Source organism: Pseudomonas guariconensis, assembly GCF_024127895.1.
GTDB classification, from domain to species: domain Bacteria; phylum Pseudomonadota; class Gammaproteobacteria; order Pseudomonadales; family Pseudomonadaceae; genus Aquipseudomonas; species Aquipseudomonas guariconensis_B.
In genome coordinates this window covers 87,997-105,670 of the sequence record NZ_JAMYBK010000018.1, presented here as the reverse complement: position 1 = coordinate 105,670, position 17,674 = coordinate 87,997, and the positions used below count along the sequence as shown (strand labels likewise).

General features: G+C 64.3%; 16 protein-coding genes and 2 pseudogenes. 5 read left to right on the top strand and 13 right to left on the bottom strand.

Annotation, left to right across the window (positions count from 1 at the left end; genetic code table 11):
- Positions 1–439: pseudogene (locus NJF35_RS18030) on the top strand (PAAR domain-containing protein); the annotation flags it as partial.
- Positions 432–830, top strand: coding sequence for a hypothetical protein (locus tag NJF35_RS18025; RefSeq protein WP_225790830.1), 399 nt, complete (start codon positions 432–434; stop codon positions 828–830). The pseudogene NJF35_RS18030 and the gene NJF35_RS18025, both read left to right, overlap by 8 nt.
- A gap of 167 nt (positions 831–997) precedes the next feature.
- Here NJF35_RS18025 and NJF35_RS18020 read toward each other — a convergent pair whose 3' ends face one another.
- On the bottom strand, positions 998–2,287 hold the full coding sequence (locus NJF35_RS18020) for a hemolysin family protein (RefSeq protein ID WP_225790829.1): 1,290 nt from the start codon (positions 2,285–2,287) through the stop codon (positions 998–1,000).
- 397 nt (positions 2,288–2,684) lie between these two features.
- On the bottom strand, positions 2,685–3,797 hold the full coding sequence (gene ribBA, locus NJF35_RS18015; RefSeq protein ID WP_225790828.1) for a bifunctional 3,4-dihydroxy-2-butanone-4-phosphate synthase/GTP cyclohydrolase II: 1,113 nt from the start codon (positions 3,795–3,797) through the stop codon (positions 2,685–2,687).
- 77 nt (positions 3,798–3,874) lie between these two features.
- On the opposite strand from ribBA, the gene NJF35_RS18010 reads away from it, so the two are divergent.
- The gene (locus tag NJF35_RS18010) at positions 3,875–4,168 is read left to right on the top strand and encodes a DUF1330 domain-containing protein (RefSeq protein WP_253091340.1); all 294 of its coding nucleotides are present in this window, start codon (positions 3,875–3,877) and stop codon (positions 4,166–4,168) included.
- Positions 4,169–4,217: 49 nt separating this feature from the next.
- Here NJF35_RS18010 and NJF35_RS18005 read toward each other — a convergent pair.
- Together NJF35_RS18005 and NJF35_RS18000 are read right to left on the bottom strand one after the other, a co-directional pair.
- Positions 4,218–5,572 (bottom strand): annotated as a pseudogene (locus NJF35_RS18005) (SPFH domain-containing protein).
- A gap of 180 nt (positions 5,573–5,752) precedes the next feature.
- Positions 5,753–7,165: a purine-cytosine permease family protein gene (locus tag NJF35_RS18000; protein ID WP_253091339.1), complete on the bottom strand. Its 1,413-nt coding sequence runs from the start codon at positions 7,163–7,165 to the stop codon at positions 5,753–5,755.
- A gap of 239 nt (positions 7,166–7,404) precedes the next feature.
- Here NJF35_RS18000 and NJF35_RS17995 point away from each other — a divergent pair, with 239 nt between their 5' ends.
- Positions 7,405–7,938, top strand: a complete 534-nt coding sequence (locus NJF35_RS17995; RefSeq protein WP_225790824.1) for an antitoxin Xre/MbcA/ParS toxin-binding domain-containing protein — start codon at positions 7,405–7,407, stop codon at positions 7,936–7,938.
- On the top strand, positions 7,938–8,408 hold the full coding sequence (locus NJF35_RS17990; RefSeq protein ID WP_253081625.1) for an RES family NAD+ phosphorylase: 471 nt from the start codon (positions 7,938–7,940) through the stop codon (positions 8,406–8,408). Before NJF35_RS17995 ends, NJF35_RS17990 begins: the two co-directional genes overlap by 1 nt.
- A 46-nt stretch (positions 8,409–8,454) precedes the next feature.
- Here NJF35_RS17990 and NJF35_RS17985 read toward each other — a convergent pair whose 3' ends face one another.
- The 9 genes from NJF35_RS17985 to NJF35_RS17945 form a co-directional block, all read right to left on the bottom strand.
- Positions 8,455–10,641: a response regulator gene (locus NJF35_RS17985; RefSeq protein WP_253091338.1), complete on the bottom strand. Its 2,187-nt coding sequence runs from the start codon at positions 10,639–10,641 to the stop codon at positions 8,455–8,457.
- 243 nt (positions 10,642–10,884) lie between these two features.
- Positions 10,885–11,448, bottom strand: coding sequence for an NUDIX hydrolase (locus tag NJF35_RS17980; RefSeq protein ID WP_225790821.1), 564 nt, complete (start codon positions 11,446–11,448; stop codon positions 10,885–10,887).
- A gap of 2 nt (positions 11,449–11,450) precedes the next feature.
- Entirely contained in the window at positions 11,451–12,203 is a 753-nt protein-coding gene (locus NJF35_RS17975) for a GntR family transcriptional regulator (protein WP_225790820.1), read from the bottom strand.
- A 90-nt stretch (positions 12,204–12,293) separates the two neighbouring features.
- Complete coding sequence (locus NJF35_RS17970; RefSeq protein WP_253091337.1) at positions 12,294–12,683, bottom strand: carboxymuconolactone decarboxylase family protein; 390 nt, start codon at positions 12,681–12,683, stop codon at positions 12,294–12,296.
- A 102-nt stretch (positions 12,684–12,785) separates the two neighbouring features.
- Positions 12,786–13,271 carry a flavin reductase family protein gene (locus NJF35_RS17965; RefSeq protein ID WP_225790818.1) on the bottom strand — a complete coding sequence of 162 codons (486 nt, stop codon included), beginning with the start codon at positions 13,269–13,271 and terminating at the stop codon, positions 12,786–12,788.
- 15 nt (positions 13,272–13,286) lie between these two features.
- A complete protein-coding gene (locus NJF35_RS17960; RefSeq protein WP_225790817.1) occupies positions 13,287–14,768 on the bottom strand; it encodes an aldehyde dehydrogenase in 1,482 nt (493 codons plus the stop codon).
- Entirely contained in the window at positions 14,765–15,598 is an 834-nt protein-coding gene (locus NJF35_RS17955; protein ID WP_253091336.1) for an alpha/beta fold hydrolase, read from the bottom strand. Before NJF35_RS17955 ends, NJF35_RS17960 begins: the two co-directional genes overlap by 4 nt.
- 70 nt (positions 15,599–15,668) lie before the next feature.
- Positions 15,669–16,265, bottom strand: a complete 597-nt coding sequence (locus NJF35_RS17950; protein WP_225790815.1) for an amino acid synthesis family protein — start codon at positions 16,263–16,265, stop codon at positions 15,669–15,671.
- A gap of 283 nt (positions 16,266–16,548) precedes the next feature.
- A complete protein-coding gene (locus NJF35_RS17945) occupies positions 16,549–17,592 on the bottom strand; it encodes an LLM class flavin-dependent oxidoreductase (protein WP_225790814.1) in 1,044 nt (347 codons plus the stop codon).
- Between the last annotated feature and the right edge of the window lie 82 nt (positions 17,593–17,674).

Sequence of the window (17,674 nt, the reverse complement as noted above, 5' to 3'; positions counted from 1 at the left end):
TCTTGGGATTTCGTCCAAGCGTGTGGTGCATCACTGGAAAAAGGCCGGTGGGCCGGGGCAGATACCGGGGTATGCGACGCATTTGGAAGAAGTGGCGAAGACGGCGCGGTATTTGAAATATGGTGGATATGTGGCGATTGGGTTGGGGGCTTCTTCGTCCTACTTGAAAGTGCAGGAGGTTTGTAGGGCGGGAGAGACGCAGGAGTGTAAACAGGTTCGTTTTATTGAAATAGGTGGTTTTGCTGGAGGTATCACTGGTGGTGTCGTAGGGGCAACGATAGGGAAATCGGCTATTAAAGTAGTTTGCGGTTTCGGTGTATGGGGGCGAGCATTCTGCGGAATCGCAATGATTGGGGCCGGATCTTTTGCAGGAGGAGTCGCTGGAGGAATTGGCGGGGAAGAACTGGGTGAGTTTATACATAAGGTTGAATATGATTGATTTGAGTGAGTGGCCCTCGGCCTTAAAGATCGCCTCGCTCTTTACACCGTTTCTGATTATGTTGGTGGGGCTGGCAATTGAGCTGCATATCGCTGCGTCGAGGCACTTCGAGGTGATGTGTGCAGCACTCCAACGGAGCAGAGGGCTTCACGATGAGCTCAAAAATGGAGGTGCACTGACCTTGAAGCTCCGGTTGATGACGGTGAGTGCCATGACGGCGGGAATGATGTGGCCCAACTTGAGTATTCGCCAAGGTTGGTTGGATCCAGAGGACAGTCGACTCTTTCCGGCCTATCTCAAGAGGCGAATGAAGACAGGTATGTACTGTATGTACATTGGCATGGGGTGGATTGCCTTCGTCGTTTTTCTGGTCGAATTCAAGCGAACATGATGTTGTGCGGATATAAACGAAAATCCCTGCTGGAGAACAATACCGTTCAGTTAAGCATTTCAGTTGTCATTTGGTCTGCAAGGCAGCCCCAACAATGACGAAGCGCCGCTTGTGTAATGGCGAAACACCTCGCGCTCGTTCCGTCCATTGCGGCCATCCAATTCATCTCATTCCGGTGTTTCAACAGGAGTCGCCAGCACCTTGTCGATGCGTTTGCCGTCCATGTCGACCACCTCTAATATCCAGCCGTCCCACTCTACCCGGTCGCCAGTGACCGGCACCCGGCCAAGCAGCAGCATGACCATGCCGGACAGGGTGTGGTAGCGGCCCCTGTTTTCCTCGGGCATTGTCTTGAATGCCAGGCGATCCTTCATCTCCAGGATCGGGATGGCGCCATCGAGCAGCCAGGAGCCATCGTGCCGCTGGACGGCCCAAGCATCGTTTTCATCGTCAGGGGTGAACTCGCCGGTTACGGCTTCCAGTACATCCTGCAGCGTGACGATGCCTTGCAACTCACCATATTCGTCGATCACGAACGCCATGTGCATGCCATTGGCACGAAATTGCTCCAGCAGCTCCATGCCGGTGAGGGTTTCAGGCACGAACACGCAGGGAGGGAGTTGGTCGGTGAAGTTAGGCTGCTCGCCCTTGGCCAGGCAAGCAAAGGCCTGCTTGGCATGAATCAGGCCGAGCAGGTTGTCCAGGCCACCGTCGCAGACCGGAAAACGAGAGTGCTCGGACTCGATCATCACCTGGACGTTCTCTTCCGGGGGCCTGCGAATGTCGACATAAACCAGGTCTGAACGCGGGATCATCAACGAGCCGAGTCGGCGGTCGTCCAGGCGGAACACATTGCGTACCATTCGGTGCTGATGGTGTTCGATCACTCCAGCCTCGGAGCCTTCTTCGAGCATTGCCTGGATTTCTTCCTCGGTGACGCTCGGATTGTCGAGCGGACGCACGCCCATGATGCGCAGAATGGCCTGGGTCGACCAGGACAGCACGGCCACGAAAGGACGCGTCAGGAAAGCGAGGGTCACCATCGGCCGCGCGACCAAGCGGGCAATGCCCTCTGGATTGATTTGCCCGATGCGCTTGGGCACCAGTTCACCGATCACGATGGAGACGTAGGTGATCACGATCACCACACCTGCCGTGGCTCCGAGGCTTGCTGTAGCGCTCGGCACACCCAGGGTTTGCAGCCATTCGGCCAAAGGGGCGGCCAATACAGCTTCACCGACGATACCGTTGAGGATGCCAATGGAGGTGATGCCAATCTGCACGGTCGAGAGAAACCGGGTCGGGTCCTCGCCAAGCTTGAGGGCTACCGCGGCTGATGAGTCCCCTTCGGCCACCAGCCTCATCAACCGTGCTTTCCTCGCTGCCACCAGGGCGATCTCCGACATGGCAAACAGGCCATTGAGGACGATCAGCAAAGCCAGTATGAAAAATTCCATTGCTGTTCTCCTACGTACACCACCGAGGCAAGTTCCATGCACTCGTTTTCTGTCGGTACGGGCAGCCAAAGCGCACGTGCGGTAGGCGCAGCACGCCACCGAGGCGGGATCGAAACAGGAAAGCTGGCGTGATGGGGCGGCTGGTCAGAGGCCGTGCGGAGCGCTCTGCTGGGGGGGATAGTTCGCAGTATGGGCCTTTCTCGTCAGGGAAGGCGCAACTGGGTGGCTCCGATGAAGTTGCCATGCAGGAAATAGGGAGGCCAAGGGAACTTAATGTTAACCACTGCTATTTCGGGTGTGGAGGACATTGTTTTACAAGCTGTGTGATTCGGTCGCTACCTCGCATGCTCAATCTGGGGCCTCACTCGCGATGAGGCCCACACAGATACCGCGAAAATCAGCAGCCCTCGAACGGAATGCTCTGCACCACCTCCAACTCATACCCTGCCAACCCCGCATACTTGAGCGGCGGGCCAAGGTGGCGCAGCTTGCCCACGCCCAGGTCCTGGAGGATCTGGGCGCCGGTGCCGACTTCCGAATACACCTTCGATTGGCCCCTCTGGTACGGACGCACCGGCTGGGTCAGTTGCGGCACGCGCTCGAGCAGGGCCTGGGAGGATTCGTGGTTGGCGAGGATCACGACCACGCCGGCACCTTCCTCGGCAACCTTCTCCAGCGCCGCCCACAGTGTCCAGTTGGCCGGGCCGGCATACTCGGCGCCGACCAGGTCGCGCAGCGGATCGATCACATGCACCCGCACCAGGGTCGGCAGGTCGCGGCGGATGTCGCCCATCACCATGGCCATGTGCACGCCGCCTTCGATACGGTCCTCGTAGGTCACCAGGCGGAAGGTGCCGTGCACGGTCGGCAGCTCGCGCTCGCCGATGCGCTTGATGGTCTGCTCGGTGCTCAGGCGGTAGTGGATCAGGTCGGCGATGGTACCGATCTTGATGCCGTGGCGCTCGGCGAACAGTTCCAGGTCCGGACGGCGGGCCATGGTGCCGTCGTCGTTGAGCACCTCGACGATCACCGAGGCCGGGCTGAAACCGGCCAGGCGCGCCAGGTCGCAGCCGGCCTCGGTGTGGCCGGCGCGGGTCAGCACGCCGCCTTCGCGGGCGCGCAAGGGGAAGATGTGGCCGGGCTGGACCAGGTCTTCGGGGCGGGCGTGGGGGGCCATGGCGGCGGCCACGGTGCGCGCCCGGTCGGCGGCGGAGATCCCGGTGGTGACGCCCGTGGCAGCCTCGATGGAGACGGTGAAGGCAGTGCTGAAGGCGCTGCCGTTGCTCGGCACCATCTGCTCCAGGCCCAGGCGTTGGCAGTGCTCGTCGGTCAGGGTCAGGCAGATCAGCCCACGCGCCTCGCGGGCCATGAAGTTGATGGCCTGGGCGTCACAGCGCTCGGCGGCGATCAGCAGGTCGCCCTCGTTCTCACGGTCCTCGTCGTCCACCAGCAGGACCATCTTGCCTTGCCGATAATCCTCGAGGAGTTCTTCGATGCTGTTGAAAGCCATGCTGCACACTCGCTGTGGTAGGGTGGTGTTTATGGTATACCATCATACACAAATATCCCTGTAGAGGAGAGCGACGGATGAAGGCCTACTGGATCGCCCATGTGGACGTCACCGACCCAGAGCAGTACCAGCAATACACCCAGCGCGCCCCGGGGGCCTTCGCCGCGTTCGGTGGCCGCTTCCTGGCCCGTGGCGGACGCAGCGAGGCGATGGAAGGGCGGCCTACTCCCCAGCGTAGCGTGGTGATCGAGTTCGAGTCGTACGAGCAGGCGCTGGCGTGCTATCGCTCGCCGGCGTACCAGGAGGCGTGCCAGTTTCGACAGGGAGCGGCCAGGGCCGAGGTGATCATTGTCGAGGGCGCTGCGCCCTGAACGCAGGCTCAGGCTGCAGGATGCAATCGAACAGGAACCTGGGTGGGGCTCAGGGCGCCTTGAGGTCCAGTGCCAGGTCCCTGGCCGCTTTGGTGGCCAGCACGCTCATGAGTTTGTTCATTTCATCCTGACGCCCGATACCACCCTCTGCGCTGCCCATCATTACACCTGGCACCGGGGCCCGAGCTGCGGCATCGGCCCAGGCACGGTTGATCTGCACCAGTGCGTCGAGCTTGGTTTGCAGGGCGCCGTCGGCCTTGAGCGATGCCTCACGGGCGTAGGCCTCGGCGTCGGCCGTGATCTTGGTCGCTTCGGCATTGACCCTGGCCTTGTCCCGCAGCAGTTCGGCGGTTTGCTTGTCGATCTCGGCACGCCGGTGCTCCCGTTCGGCATTGATCAGCGTGAGCTGCTTCTCCGTTTCGGCTTCGGTGGTGCGTTCGATCTGCTGACGCAGGCTTTCCTGGCGCTTGGCTTCGACGTCCTTGGCGCCGCGGGCGGAGACCAGCTCCTTCTCTTCTTCCTCCTTGAGGCGGTTCTGCCGGGCCACCGCCAGCTCCGCCGTGCCTGCTGCACCCGTACCATCCGTTGCTGGTACTGCGGGTTGGGGTCGATATGCGTCACCCGCGCATCGACGACCTCGACACCGAACAGGCGAAACTGCTGTTGCTTGCGCAGCTCCTGACCATCCTTGTCGAGCTTCTTCTCGATGATGAAGCGGGTCGAGGAGTTGTCACCGAAACTGCCCTGGTCGGTGCCGGCCTGGAGAATGGCGGTCTGTGCCGGGAAGTTGTCACGTTTGACGCGCACTTCCTTGCGGCTGGTCAGGTACAGGCCATTGCGCAGCTGGTTCTCGAATTCGGCACCGAAGTGGCTGCGGTTGCCTGCGTAGTAGTCGTCGGCGCTCATCAGCGAGGCCGTGGCCTGGAGGGTTTCCTTGACCGCTGGCAGCAATGCCCGCTGGAGGAAATTGTCCGGCGTCCGGTATTCCTGGGCGATCTTCAGGAACGCTTCCCCCGAGGGCAGGCGAAACTGGGTGCTGAATTCGGCCTTTGCGTCGACATTCCCCAGGAAGACGATGGGCAGGTTCTGCAGGACCACCGCAGGTTGCCCACGAGGGGTGTCCTCCTGCTGGTCCACCTGCAAGGCCGACTGGACGCCGATGGTACGGCGCCAGACGGTGCTGCGGCCAAACCATTTGGTCGCATAGCCGACGTCCTCGACCACTTTCTCTTCGCCGAAAATGGTGCGCACGTGGGTCATCTGACCTGCCTCGTTGTAGAAGAACACCTTGTCGAAAAGTATTGCGAGGGCGCCAAGGGCGAGTGCCGGGAGAGCGATGCTGGTGACGAGTTTGCGGTGCTTGCGCAGGAAGGCGGCGGATTCAACCAATGGATTCGTATGCATGGGAACTCCTTATCCGGGGGAGCGGGCATGCTGGCGATGGACACGGCTCATTTCCATCAGGTGAATCGGTTGTCTCTGTGGGAGGCGTCCCAAGGCTCTGTCAGTCGATACGTTCAGCGGCCATTGGGGCTGCAAAGCAGCCCCAATACGCCTAACTGATTGAATTGCGTAGCGGCGGCGTCAAGCCCCCGCGGCGAGCTTGGCACTCATCTGCCGACGACGATAGGCACTGTCGCGGGTCGCCAGCCACCAGTACAGCGGCGAAGTCACTGCCAGCCCCACCAGCCACGACAGGTCGGCACCGTTGATGTGCGCGGACACCGGGCCTACGTACAGCGGCGTGTTCATGAACGGGATCTGCACCGCGATACCCACGGCATAGGCGATCAGGGCCTGCGGGTTGTAGCGCCCGTAGATACCGCCATCGACCTTGAAGATCGACTGGATGTCGTAGTCGCCCTTGTGGATCGCATAGAAGTCGATCAGGTTGATCGCCGTCCACGGTACCAGCACCACCAGCAGCACCAGGACCATGTCGACGAAGTGGCCGATGAAGTCCGCCGAGGCGAACACCGCCACCACGCAGCAGGCCGCCAGGACGATCAGCGACAGCACCGCACGGCTCTTGGCGGTGGGGATCCAGCGGTAGGCGAAGGTCTGCACCAGGGTGATGATCGACAGCACCGCGCCATACAGGTTGAGGGCGTTGTGGCTGATCACGCTGAGCAGGAACAGCACCAGCATCAGCGGGCCGATGGCACCGGTGGCGAGTTTGACCGCGTCCATGGTGTCCATGCCCGCGGGGATCGCCAGCACCGCCACCGCACCGAACACGAACGACAGGCTCGAGCCCAGGGCCGAACCCAGGTAGGTGGTCCAGAAGGTCGACGACACCTTCACGTCGGCCGGCAGGTAGCGCGAATAGTCCGACACGTACGGGGCGAAGGCGATCTGCCAGAGGGCCGCCAGGGACACCGTGGCCAGCCAGCCGGAGATGTTGAAGCCACCGCGGGTGAGGAAGTCGTCGCTCTGGATGTGGCTGAAGATGTAGCCGAAGCCGACCACGATGCCGATGCCCAGCACCCAAGTGCCGATGCGGTTGAGCACGTGGATGAAGCGGTAGCCGATGATGCCGATGATCCCCGAGCCCAGGGCACCGATGACGATGCCCACCGGCACCGGCACGGCCTCGACCACCCCATGCAGGGACTTGCCGGCCAGGACGATGTTGGAGGCGAAGAAGCCGATGTACATCACCCCGGCGATCACCACCACCAGCAGCGCGCCGAGGGAGCCGAACTGGGCGCGGCTCTGGATCATCTGCGGGATGCCCATCTGCGGGCCCTGGGCCGAGTGCAGCGCCATCAGCACGCCGCCGACCAGGTGGCCGACCAGGATGGCGACGATGCCCCAGACGAGGTTCAGGTTGAACAACTGCACGCCCAGCGCGCCGGTGACGATGGGTAGAGGCGCGATGTTGCCGCCGAACCAGAGGGTGAACAGATCCCCTACCTTTCCATGGCGGTCCTGCGGGGGCACGTAGCCGATCGTGTGTTTTTCTATGAGGGGTGCCGATGTGGCTGCACTGGTCATGACGGACTCCAAGGCAAGGAGGGGCGCGCGGGCGTGCCCGGGTGCGTGCCGGCAAGGGGCGACGCGTTCTTGTTGGCGCGATCATGCGGGGTGCGGGAGGATCGATAAATTAGTAAATATGTACCCATAAGCGTTAAAAAAACTAAGGCCGGCAAACGGTTGGAAACGGGCGGGTGCAAGGCCCTGTCGGACGGTGTATCCTTCATTTGATGTAGATATCCCGTCAAATGAGGTTATCCATGGCCGAGACGACAGAAAAACCACGTGTCCGCCGCTCCGCGCCCGCCAGGCGAGGCGCTGACGGGCGTTATGTCGCGATCGAGGGCGGGCGCAAGGCAACCGTCGAAGCCCGCGAGGCCAGCGGTGTGTTCTGGGGCTACTCCAAGGCCCATGACCAGCTCACCGAGGCAGAGCGCCTGGTGCAGATCCGCGACGGCTTGCCCGCCAGGCTCTACCAGGAGGTCAAGCGCCTGTTCAGCTTGCCGGAGAAGCAACTGGCCGAGCTGTTCAATGCGTCGATTTCCACGCTCGAGCGCCGCGTGCGCGATAACCAGCCACTCGATGCGGTGGCCTCTGAGCGCCTGGACCGGATCGCCGAGATCACCCACCAGGCGGTGGCGGTGTTCGAGAGCGAGGCCGATGCCATCGCCTGGATGTCCCGGCCCAACGATGCCCTGGGCGGCACTGCGCCGGTCATGCTGTGCGAGACCGGGATCGGCGCCAAGCAGGTGCGCCGGGTGCTCAATGCCCTGGAGTGGGGCGGCGTCGCCTGATGCTGGCCTGGCGCGTGGCCAAGGCGTCGCGGGCGGACGACCTCAGCGGTCGGGGCGCGGCCATCGTGGGAGGGCGCTGGAACCACGTCGACGTCCCCGCGCTGTACATGGGCCTGACCCCGGCCATCTGCAGCCTGGAGACCTTCGTCCATGCGTCCGGGCGCCCGCAGTTTCCACTCAAGATCACCTGCTTCGAGTTGCCCGACGATCCCGCCCTCTATCTCGAGCCCGGGCCTGCCGAGCTGCCCGCGGGCTGGGATGCGCTGCCGGTCGATAGCCCGAGCATGGCCTATGGCACCCGCTGGCTCCAGGCGCGCAGTCACCTGGGCCTGATCGTGCCCTCGGTGGTGCTGCAACTGGAGCGCAACCTGGTGGTCAACCCGCTGCACCCGGCGATCGGCGAGGTCCGGGTGCGGGAGGTGTTCGACTTCGTCTATGACGAGCGGATGTTCAAGGTGCGCAGCAGATGAGCCGCGTAATGCCTACGGGAGCAGCTTTACCGGGGCGCCGTATCGTTCAGGAGGCGCCGAGCACCTTGCCGAGCAGTTGGCACACCTGCTCGGCGGAGTAGGGCTTGGCGAGGAAGTCGAAGCCCTGGTGGCCGCCTTCGGCGATGGCGTCGCTGTAGCCGGAGGTGAGGATCACCGGCAAATGCGGGTGGCGCTGTCGCAGCTCCCGGGCCAGTGCCAGGCCGCCCATGCCCGGCATCACCACATCGGAAAACACCGCATCGAAGCTGCCCTGCGTACCGTTCAACTGCTCCAGGGCGTCCTCGGCCGAGGTCGCCCAACTGATCTGGTAGCCATGGTCCTTGAGGATCTGCGCGGTGAAACTGCCGACATCCGGGTTGTCCTCCACCACCAGGATGCGCCGCCGGCCGTCGTTGCCATGGAGCGTGACGCAGGTTTCGGGGGTGGTGTGTTCGTCCTGGAGCTGCGTCACCTGCGGCAGGTAGAGGGTGAAGGTGGTGCCCTGGCCCGGCACGCTGGCGACCTGTATGTCGCCGCCGGATTGCTTGACGAAGCCGAAGACCTGCGACAGCCCAAGGCCTGTGCCCTGGCCTGCGGCCTTGGTGGTGAAGAATGGATCGAAGATACGCTCGAGCAGCTCCGGAGCGATGCCGACACCGCTGTCGATCACCGAGATGGCCGCGAACGGCCCAGGTTGTGCAGGTTGCCCATGCAGGCTGGGCATGGTTTGGTCCGGCGACAGGCGCAGACGCAAAGTGCCTTCGCCGGCCATGGCGTCGCGACCGTTGATCATCAGGTTGATGATCGCGGTTTCCAGTTGGGCGAGGTCGGCGCGGATATGGCAGGGCGCGTCGGGCAGTTCGAGGATCACCTTGATCCGCGCGCCGGTGGCGGTGGCGAGCATCTCGCTCATGGCTTCCAGCCGGGGGCCGGCCTCGAACACCTGGGGGCTGAGGGTCTGGCGGCGGGCGAAGGCCAGCAGTTGGCCGGTCAGCTTGGCGCCACGATCGACCGTTTCGGCCATGGTCCTGAGGTAGCGCTGGCGGCGTGTTTCGTCGAGGTCTGGGCGCTGCAGGAAGTGCAGGGACGAGCGGATGATGGTCAGTAGGTTGTTGAAGTCGTGGGCCACGCCACCGGTCAGCTGGCCGATGGCTTCGAGTTTCTGGGCCTGGCGCAGCACCGCCTCGGTGTGCAGCAACTGCAGGGTGCGCTCCTGTACCCGTTGCTCCAGGGTGGCGTTGAGCGCTTCCAGTGCCGCTGCCGCCTCGCGCATCTTGGCATGGGCCTGGGCCCGCTGGATATGGGCCCAGCAGCGTTCGGTAACCTGCCCGATCAAGGATCGCTCGTAGTGGGTCCAGGTGCGCGCGAGCTTGTCGTGAATGGACATCAAGGCGGTCAGGCGGCCGTCCTTGATCAAGGGCATGCAGATGCTGGCGGTGATATCCAGGGCCTTGAACGCCGCCGCATCCGCGGCGGGCAACTGCCGAAAGGTGTCGTCGATCACCAGGGCCTGGCCGGCGCGCAGGCGGTTGACCACCTGTTCGCCGAAGTCGGAGATGCGATACCGGCCGACCAGGCGCGGCTGGCCTGGCGCCACCCAGTCGCCGCAGACGGTGACACCGTCCTCGTCGGGGTCCACCACAGCATAGGCGCAGCTGGACAGCTGCAGGTGCTCGCCGAGCATGCATGTGGTGACGGCCATGATCCGCTCAGGGTCGGTGACGTGGGCCACAGCCCGGCCCAGGCTGTCGAGAAAGTGCAGGCGCTGGTTGCTCACCACGCTGGTGGTGGTTTCGGTCACCGTGTCGAGCATGCCCACGACCTTGCCGTCCAGGTCGCGGATAGGGCTGTAGCAGAAGGTGAAATAGGCTTGCTCGGGGCCGCCGCGGCGATCGATGACCAGGGGAAAGTCCTGGATGTACACGGCTTGGCCGGCCAGGGCCAGTTGCGCCATGTGGCTGATCTCGCTCCAGGCTTCCTGCCACACGTCGCTGAACGGGCGACCGAGGGCGGACGGTTTTTCACCGAGGATCTCGGAGAAGGCGTCGTTGTGCAGGGTGATCAGTTCCTGGCCCCAGAGCACGGCCTGGGGGAAGCGCGAGGTCAGGCACAGGGCCACCGAGGTCTGCAGCACATGTGGCCAGGTGTCCAGCGCCCCCAGGGGCGTGGCTGCCCAGTCGTGGTGGCGGATGCGTTCGGCCATGAGCCCACCGCCTTCTAGCCATTTCGCCATGTGCGCTGCCGCTCCTTTGCATGGGGATCAATAGGGTGCACCCGCAAGCGGCGGTTGGCGAGAGATTTTATGCAGGCTGTGGCGCAGTGCCAGTCAGTTGAGCGGCGCTTTGTCATTTTTGGGGCGGCCTTGCAGACCATCGCTGGCAAGCCCCACAAGGTGTGAGTCGACCCCAAAATGATACGGTTTGCAGGGACCATGGGGAGCCGGCTTGCCGGCGATGGGGCCACCACGACTGGCGAGTCAGCGAATGAAGTGCACCTTGCCGGTATCGTCGTTGCCCATGTAGATGCCATATACCCCGGCCTGGCGCTCGAGGATGTAGCGCTCGAGGATCTGCCGGATGGCGGGGTAGTAGATCTCGTCCCAGGGGATCTCGTCGGGCCCGAAGAAGCGGTAGGCCAGGGTCTCGGGGCCGTGCTGGCCGGTCTCCTGCGTGGCGATGGCGCGGAAGATGATGTACACCTCGCTGATCCTTGGCACGCTGAAGATGGAGTAGGGCGAGACGATCTCGGCCTGCACGCCGCTTTCCTCCCAGACCTCGCGCAGGGCTGCCTGCTCGGTGGTCTCGCCGGCCTCCATGAAGCCTGCGGGGAGGGTCCAGGTGCCGGGGCGCGGGGGGATGGCTCGCTGGCACAACAGGTACTTGCCGTCGCGCTCGATGATGCAGCCGGCGATGATCTTCGGGTTGATGTAGTGGACGTAGCCGCACCCCGTGCAATGCAGGCGTTCGTGGGTGTCGCCGTTGGGAACGCCCCGGGCCAGTTCCGTGGTGCAGTGCGGGCAATAGCGCGGGGCGTTGGGCATGGTCAGCGGCCTATGCGAGGGTCTTTGAGGACCAGCGGCTCGACGATCGCACGCACCGTGCTGTTGTCGTCCTGCTTCTGGCGCAGGTAGTCCAGGGCCACCTTGGCGGCGGCGCGCACATGGTCGACCGAGGCCTGGTGGGCGGCCTGTGGGTCGCCGCTCTTGATCGCCTCGACGATCTTCTCCATCTCGCGGTTGCTGGCGCCACGGCGGTTCTCCTGGGACACCGAGGTGGCGCGCAGGTAGCTGATGCGCGCTTGCAACTGGCGCAGCTGGGTGGCGGCGACCTTGTTGCCCGAGCCTTCCAGGAGCACGTCGTAGAAGCCTTGCACCGAGTCGAGCACCTGCTGCAGCTCGCCTTCCTCGAGGGCCTCGCGGTTCACTTCCAGGGCGCGCTCCAGGGCGCGGATGTCCTTGGCCTTGGCGTTGAGGGTGAACAGCTGGACGATCAGGCCTTCGAGCACGCAGCGCAGCTCGTAGATGTCGCGGGCGTCTTCCAGGGTGATGATCGCCACCCGTGGGCCCTTGGCGTCGGCGAACTCCACCAGGCCTTCGGACTCCAGGTGGCGCAGGGCCTCGCGCACCGAGGTGCGGCTCACGCCGAGGCGGTCGCAGAGGTCGCGTTCGACCAGGCGATCGCCGGGCAGCAGGTGGAAGTTCATGATCGCCCCGCGCAGTTTGTCGAGCACGATTTCGCGCAGGGTAACGGGGTTGCGGTTGACCTTGAAGCTGTCGTCGAGGGGCTGGCGTTTCATCGAGTGCGCTCTGAATGAGGCTGCCCGGCCGCAACCGCTGGAGCACCACGAACCTGGGGCGCTCCATGCAGGGGTTCGAACAGCCCGCTGTTAACGGGTTGGCTCCGCATCGGCTTCTGCGAACGCTTCGCGGGCCAGGCGGAAGCTGTCCACCGCCGCGGGCACGCCGCAATAAATGCCGACCTGGAGCAGGATCTCGCGAATCTGTTCACGGCTCAGGCCATTACGCAAGGCGCCGCGGATGTGCAGCTTGAGCTCGTGGGGCCGGTTGAGCGCGGAAATCATGGCCAAGTTTATCATGCTGCGCTCTTTGAGCGACAAGCCGTCGCGGCCCCAGACATGGCCCCAGCAGTATTCGGTGACCAGTTCCTGCAAGGGCTGGGTCAAGTCGTCGGCGTTCTGGATCGAGCGGTTGACGTAGTCCTCGCCCAGCACCTGGGTGCGGATCGCCAGGCCTTTTTCGTACTTCTCGTTGCTCATGTGCCGTGTTCCTGCATGGTTGAAAAAAGGGGGGCCGCAACCGAAGGTGAGGGGGACAGTGCGGCCCTCCCGGAAACAATGGGGCTGCTGTGCAGCCCCGGCTCAGCCCAGCGAGGGCAGGGCGCCGAGCTTGCCCTTGTGGTAGACCATCGGTGTCACCGGCTCCTGCGGCAGGATCAGGTTCTTCACCTGGCCGACGATGATCGCGTGGTCGCCGCCGTCGTACTCGCGCCACAGCTCGCACTCGATGATCGCCGTGGCCTTGGCCAGCAGTGGGTTGCCCAGCTCGCTCAAGTGCCAGTCGATGCCCTTGGCCTTGTCCTTGCCTTTACCGGCGAAGGCGTAGGCCTCAGCGGTCTGGTCGGCGGACAGCAAATGGATGGCGAACTGCTTGCTGTCGCGCAGGATCGGGTAGGTGTCGGAGGCGTAGTTGGGGCAGAACAGCACCAGTGCCGGGTCGATCGACAGCGCGCTGAAGGCGCTGGCGGTGATACCGACGATGGCGCCGTCGGCGTCCAGGGTGGTGACCACCGTGACGCCGGACGGGAAGGAGCCCATCACGTCTTTGTAGATGCCGGGTTCGATCATCTTGTGCTACCTCGATCAACGCATCACGAACGGGTCGGGCATGGGCGCCGTGGACAGGTTGATCCACACCGTCTTCAGCTCGGTATAGGCCAGCACCGAATCGATGCCGCTCTCGCGGCCGTAGCCGCTGTTCTTGAAACCGCCGATCGGCGCCATGGCCGAGACCGCGCGGTAGGTGTTGACCCAGATGATCCCCGAGCGCACGTCGCGGGCCAGGCGGTGGGCGCGGCCCAGGTCGCGGGTCCAGATGCCGGCAGCCAGGCCGAACTGCGAGTCGTTGGCGATGGCCAGCGCCTCATCCTCGGTCTTGAAGCGGATCACTGCCGCCACCGGGCCGAACACTTCTTCCTGCATGATCTTCATCGAGTTGCTGTCGCACTCGAACAGGGTCGGCTCGTAGAACCAGCCGTCGCCCTCGACCTCGGCACGCTTGCCGCCCAGGCGCAGCTTGGCGCCTTCGGCCTGGGCCGCGGCGACCAGGCCCTCGACCACGGCCAGTTGCTGGGCGGTGGCCATCGGGCCCATTTCGCTGGCGTCGTCCTGCGGGTTGCCGATGCGGATGCGCTTGGCGCGCTCGACCAGGCGCTCGACGAAGGTGTCGAAGATCTCGTCCTGCACCAACAGGCGCGAGCCGGCCACGCAGCTCTGCCCGGAGGCGGCATAGATGCCGGCCACCGCGCCGTTGACGGCGCTGTCCAGGTCGGCGTCGGCGAAGATGATGTTCGGCGACTTGCCGCCCAGTTCCAGCGACAGCTTGGCGAAGTTCTCGGCGCTGCTGCGCACCACGTGGCGGGCGGTGGCGGCGCCACCGGTGAAGGCGATCTTGCGCACCAGCGGATGGCGGGTCAGCGCCGCGCCGGTGCTTGGGCCGAAGCCGGTGACCACATTGACCACGCCGGCCGGGAAGCCGGCCTCGAGGGCCAGGCGGGCCAGCTCGAGGATGGTCGCCGAGGCGTGTTCGGACGGCTTGAGCACGATGGTGTTGCCGGCGGCGAGCGCCGGGGCCAGCTTGATCGCGGTCAGGTACAGCGGGCTGTTCCAGGGGATGATCCCGGCCACCACGCCGATCGGCTCGTGCACGGTGTAGGCGAACAGGTCCGGCTTGTCCAGGGGCAGGGTGCCGCCCTCGAGCTTGTCGGCCAGGCCCGCGGTGTAGTGGAAGAACTCCGGCAGGTAGCCGACCTGGCCGCGGGTCTCGCGGATCAGTTTGCCGTTGTCGCGGCTTTCCAGCTGGGCCAGATGTTCCTTGTTCTCGGCGATCAGGTCGCCCAGGCGGCGCAGCAGCTTGCCCCGCGCGGTGGCGGTCAGGCCGCGCCAGGCCTTGCTCTCGAAGGCGCGCTGGGCGGCTTGCACGGCCAGCTCCACATCGGCTTCATCGGCGTCGGGCAGTTGCGCCCAGGCCTTGGCGGTGGCCGGGTCGAGGCTGTCGAAGGTCTTGCCGCTCTGGGCATCGCGCCATTGGCCGTCGATGCACATCTGGAAACGAACGAGGGTCATGCAACAATCCCCTTGGCGGATTCGGTGAGGGTGTGGGCGTGCTTGAGGAAGTCCAGCAGCATCTTGTTGACTTCACGCGGCGCTTCCACCGGCATCATATGCCGTTGTTCGGCCAGGACCACGCTGCGAGCGCCCGGGATGCGCGCGGCCAGCTGGCGGGTCATGTCCGGGGTCGACCCCAGGTCGTGCTCGCCGGTGGCGATCAGGGTCGGCACCTGGATGCTGCCGAGGTCATCGGCGCGGTACATGTCCTGGGTGGCGAACAGCTTGTAGGTGGTCAGGTAGCCCTGCGGGTCGTTGCTGGCCAGGGTCTGGCGGATGGCCGCGACCTGCGCCGGGTTGGCCGCCTGGTACTCGCGGCTGAACCAGCGTGCCAGGGCCGCTTCGGCATTGGCGTCGGGGCCGTGTTCGGCGGCTTGGGCGGCGCGCGCGATGACCCCGGCGCTCTGCTCGGGGCTGCGGTTGAACACGCTGTTGAGCACCACCAGCGCCGCCAGGCGCTGTGGATGGTGCAGGGCGAAGGCGCGCGCGACCAGGCCACCCATGGAGAAGCCGATCACCGTGGCCTGCGGGATCTGCAGGTGGTCGAGCAGCTCGGTCAGTTGCGCGGCATAGCCTTGCAGGTCGGTGTCGGCAGCGGGTCGTGGGCTCTGGCCGTGGCCGAGCATGTCGTAGGCGATGACGCGGTAGTCGCCGGCCAGGCCGACGAACTGCCCGCCCCACATTTCCTTGTTCAGGCCCACGCCGTGGATCAGTACCACAGGCTGGCCCTGGCCGAGGCTCAGGTAACTGGTCCCGGCCGGTGTACGTTCAGCAACAGGCTGAATCATGGAGGGCGCTCCTCGAGGTCGGGCGTGGCGGCAGTGCTTGCACGCAACGCCCCGGCCCGTCTGGTTGTTGTTATTGAGCGTTGGCTTTCTCGGCCGCCAGTTCTTCCAGGTCGATGTAGCGGTTACCGATGCGCGGGTGCAGGCGGCCGCCATCGGAGGCGCCCAGGACCACGACGATCTCGTCGGCGCGGGGGGCGTCTTCGATCTGCATCTCCAGGGTGATGTAGTGCGAGCGCAGGCCTTCGTCGTCCTTCTGCATCATCGGGATCTGGATCGAGGTGCCCGGGCCGCCGCGCTTGTTGGTGAAGCTCAGGTAGCTCTTGGCCTGGACCGCTTCGCGGTAGTGGTTGCCGAAGCGCAGGGTATGGATCACCGCGGAAGCGTGCTCGATCTCGCCGTCAGCGCCGACCACGGCGGCCTTGCCATAGGCTTCGATCTTGTCGGCACCGCCGATCGCCGCGCACAGGCGCTCGACCATCAGCGCGCCCAGCTCGGAGCAGTTGGCACGGATTTCGGGCTTGAGGTCTTCGACGAAACCGCGACCGGCCCACGGGTTCTTGATCACCACGGCCAGGCCGACCATGGTCACCGGCTTGTCGGTAGCCTTGCCGCCTTCGATGCGGGTCTCTTCGGAGTAGGTGACGATCTTGCGGATTTCGAAACTCATGAGCGGCTCCTGTGGAGGGTTATCAGGTCTTGTTGTCTGATGGTATACCATAATATCGATAGCGCAAGAGGCGGGACGAAAATTTCTCTAGGGCGGCTGCACGCTACAAGTCGCAAGCTGCAAGCGAAGCGCGTCGGCTGAACCTTCGCGCTCGCTACTTGCGATTTCGGGGGGACGGCGCGTACCGCTTTTACTTGCAGCTTGCCGCTAAAAAAACGCCCGCTCCCGAGAGCCACGGGGCCCCAGGAGCGGGCTGGTCCCGCGCTATTGCTGGTGAGGGGTGTCAGGCGAACGCCGGCACCACTTCCTTGATGAACAGCTCCAGCGACTTCTTCTTCTCGGCATGCGGCAGGCTGTTGTCGCACCAGAAGCTGAACTCGTCGACGCCGAGTTCCTGGTAGTACTTGATGCGCGCGATGATCGCTTCCGGGGTGCCGATCATGGTGTTCTTGCGGATGTTCTCCAGCTCGAACGCCGGCACCTCGGCGAACTTCGACTCCGGGCTGGGCTCCAGGAAGCCGTTGACCGGCGTGGTCTTGTTGCCGAACCAGGCATCGAAGGTGCGGTAGAAGCGCGAGATGGCTTCGGCACCGACCCTCCAGCCTTCCGGCTCGGACGGGCTGTGCACGTGGGTGTGGCGCAGCACCATCAATTGCGGGCGCGGCACGTCGGGGTTGTTGTCCAGGGCAGCCTGGAACTTGTTCTTCAGGTCCAGGACTTCCTCGTCACCCTTCATCAGCGGGGTGACCATGACGTTGCAGCCGTTCTTCACCGCAAAGTTGTGCGAATCCGGGTCGCGCGCGGCGATCCACATCGGTGGCAGGCTTTTCTGCACCGGCTTGGGCACGCTGGTGGAGGTCGGGAACTTGTAGACCTCGCCTTCATGGGCGTAGTCGCCTTGCCACAGCTTGCGTACCACCGGGACCATCTCACGCAGGGCCTTGCCGCCGTCGGTGGCCGGCATGCCGCCCGCCATGCGGTCGAACTCGAACTGGTAGGCGCCACGGGCCAGGCCCACTTCCATGCGGCCGTTGCTGATCACGTCGAGCAGGGCGCATTCGCCCGCCACGCGGATCGGGTTCCAGAACGGCGCGATGATGGTGCCGGCACCCAGGCGGATCGTCTCGGTGCGCGCGGCCAGGTACGCCAGCAGCGGCATCGGGCTGGGCGAGATGGTGTATTCCATGGCGTGGTGTTCGCCGATCCATACGGTGCTGAAACCGCCGCGCTCGGCCATCAGGGTCAGTTCGGTCAGGTCTTCGAACAACTGGCGGTGGCTGACCTGTTCATCCCAACGTTCCATGTGCACGAACAACGAAAATTTCATGGGGCTTTCCTCGGAGCTTGAAAGTGTCGCCTGTCGGGACAGGCGTCAGGAGTCTCGACGGATGCCTGGGCACCCGTCATAA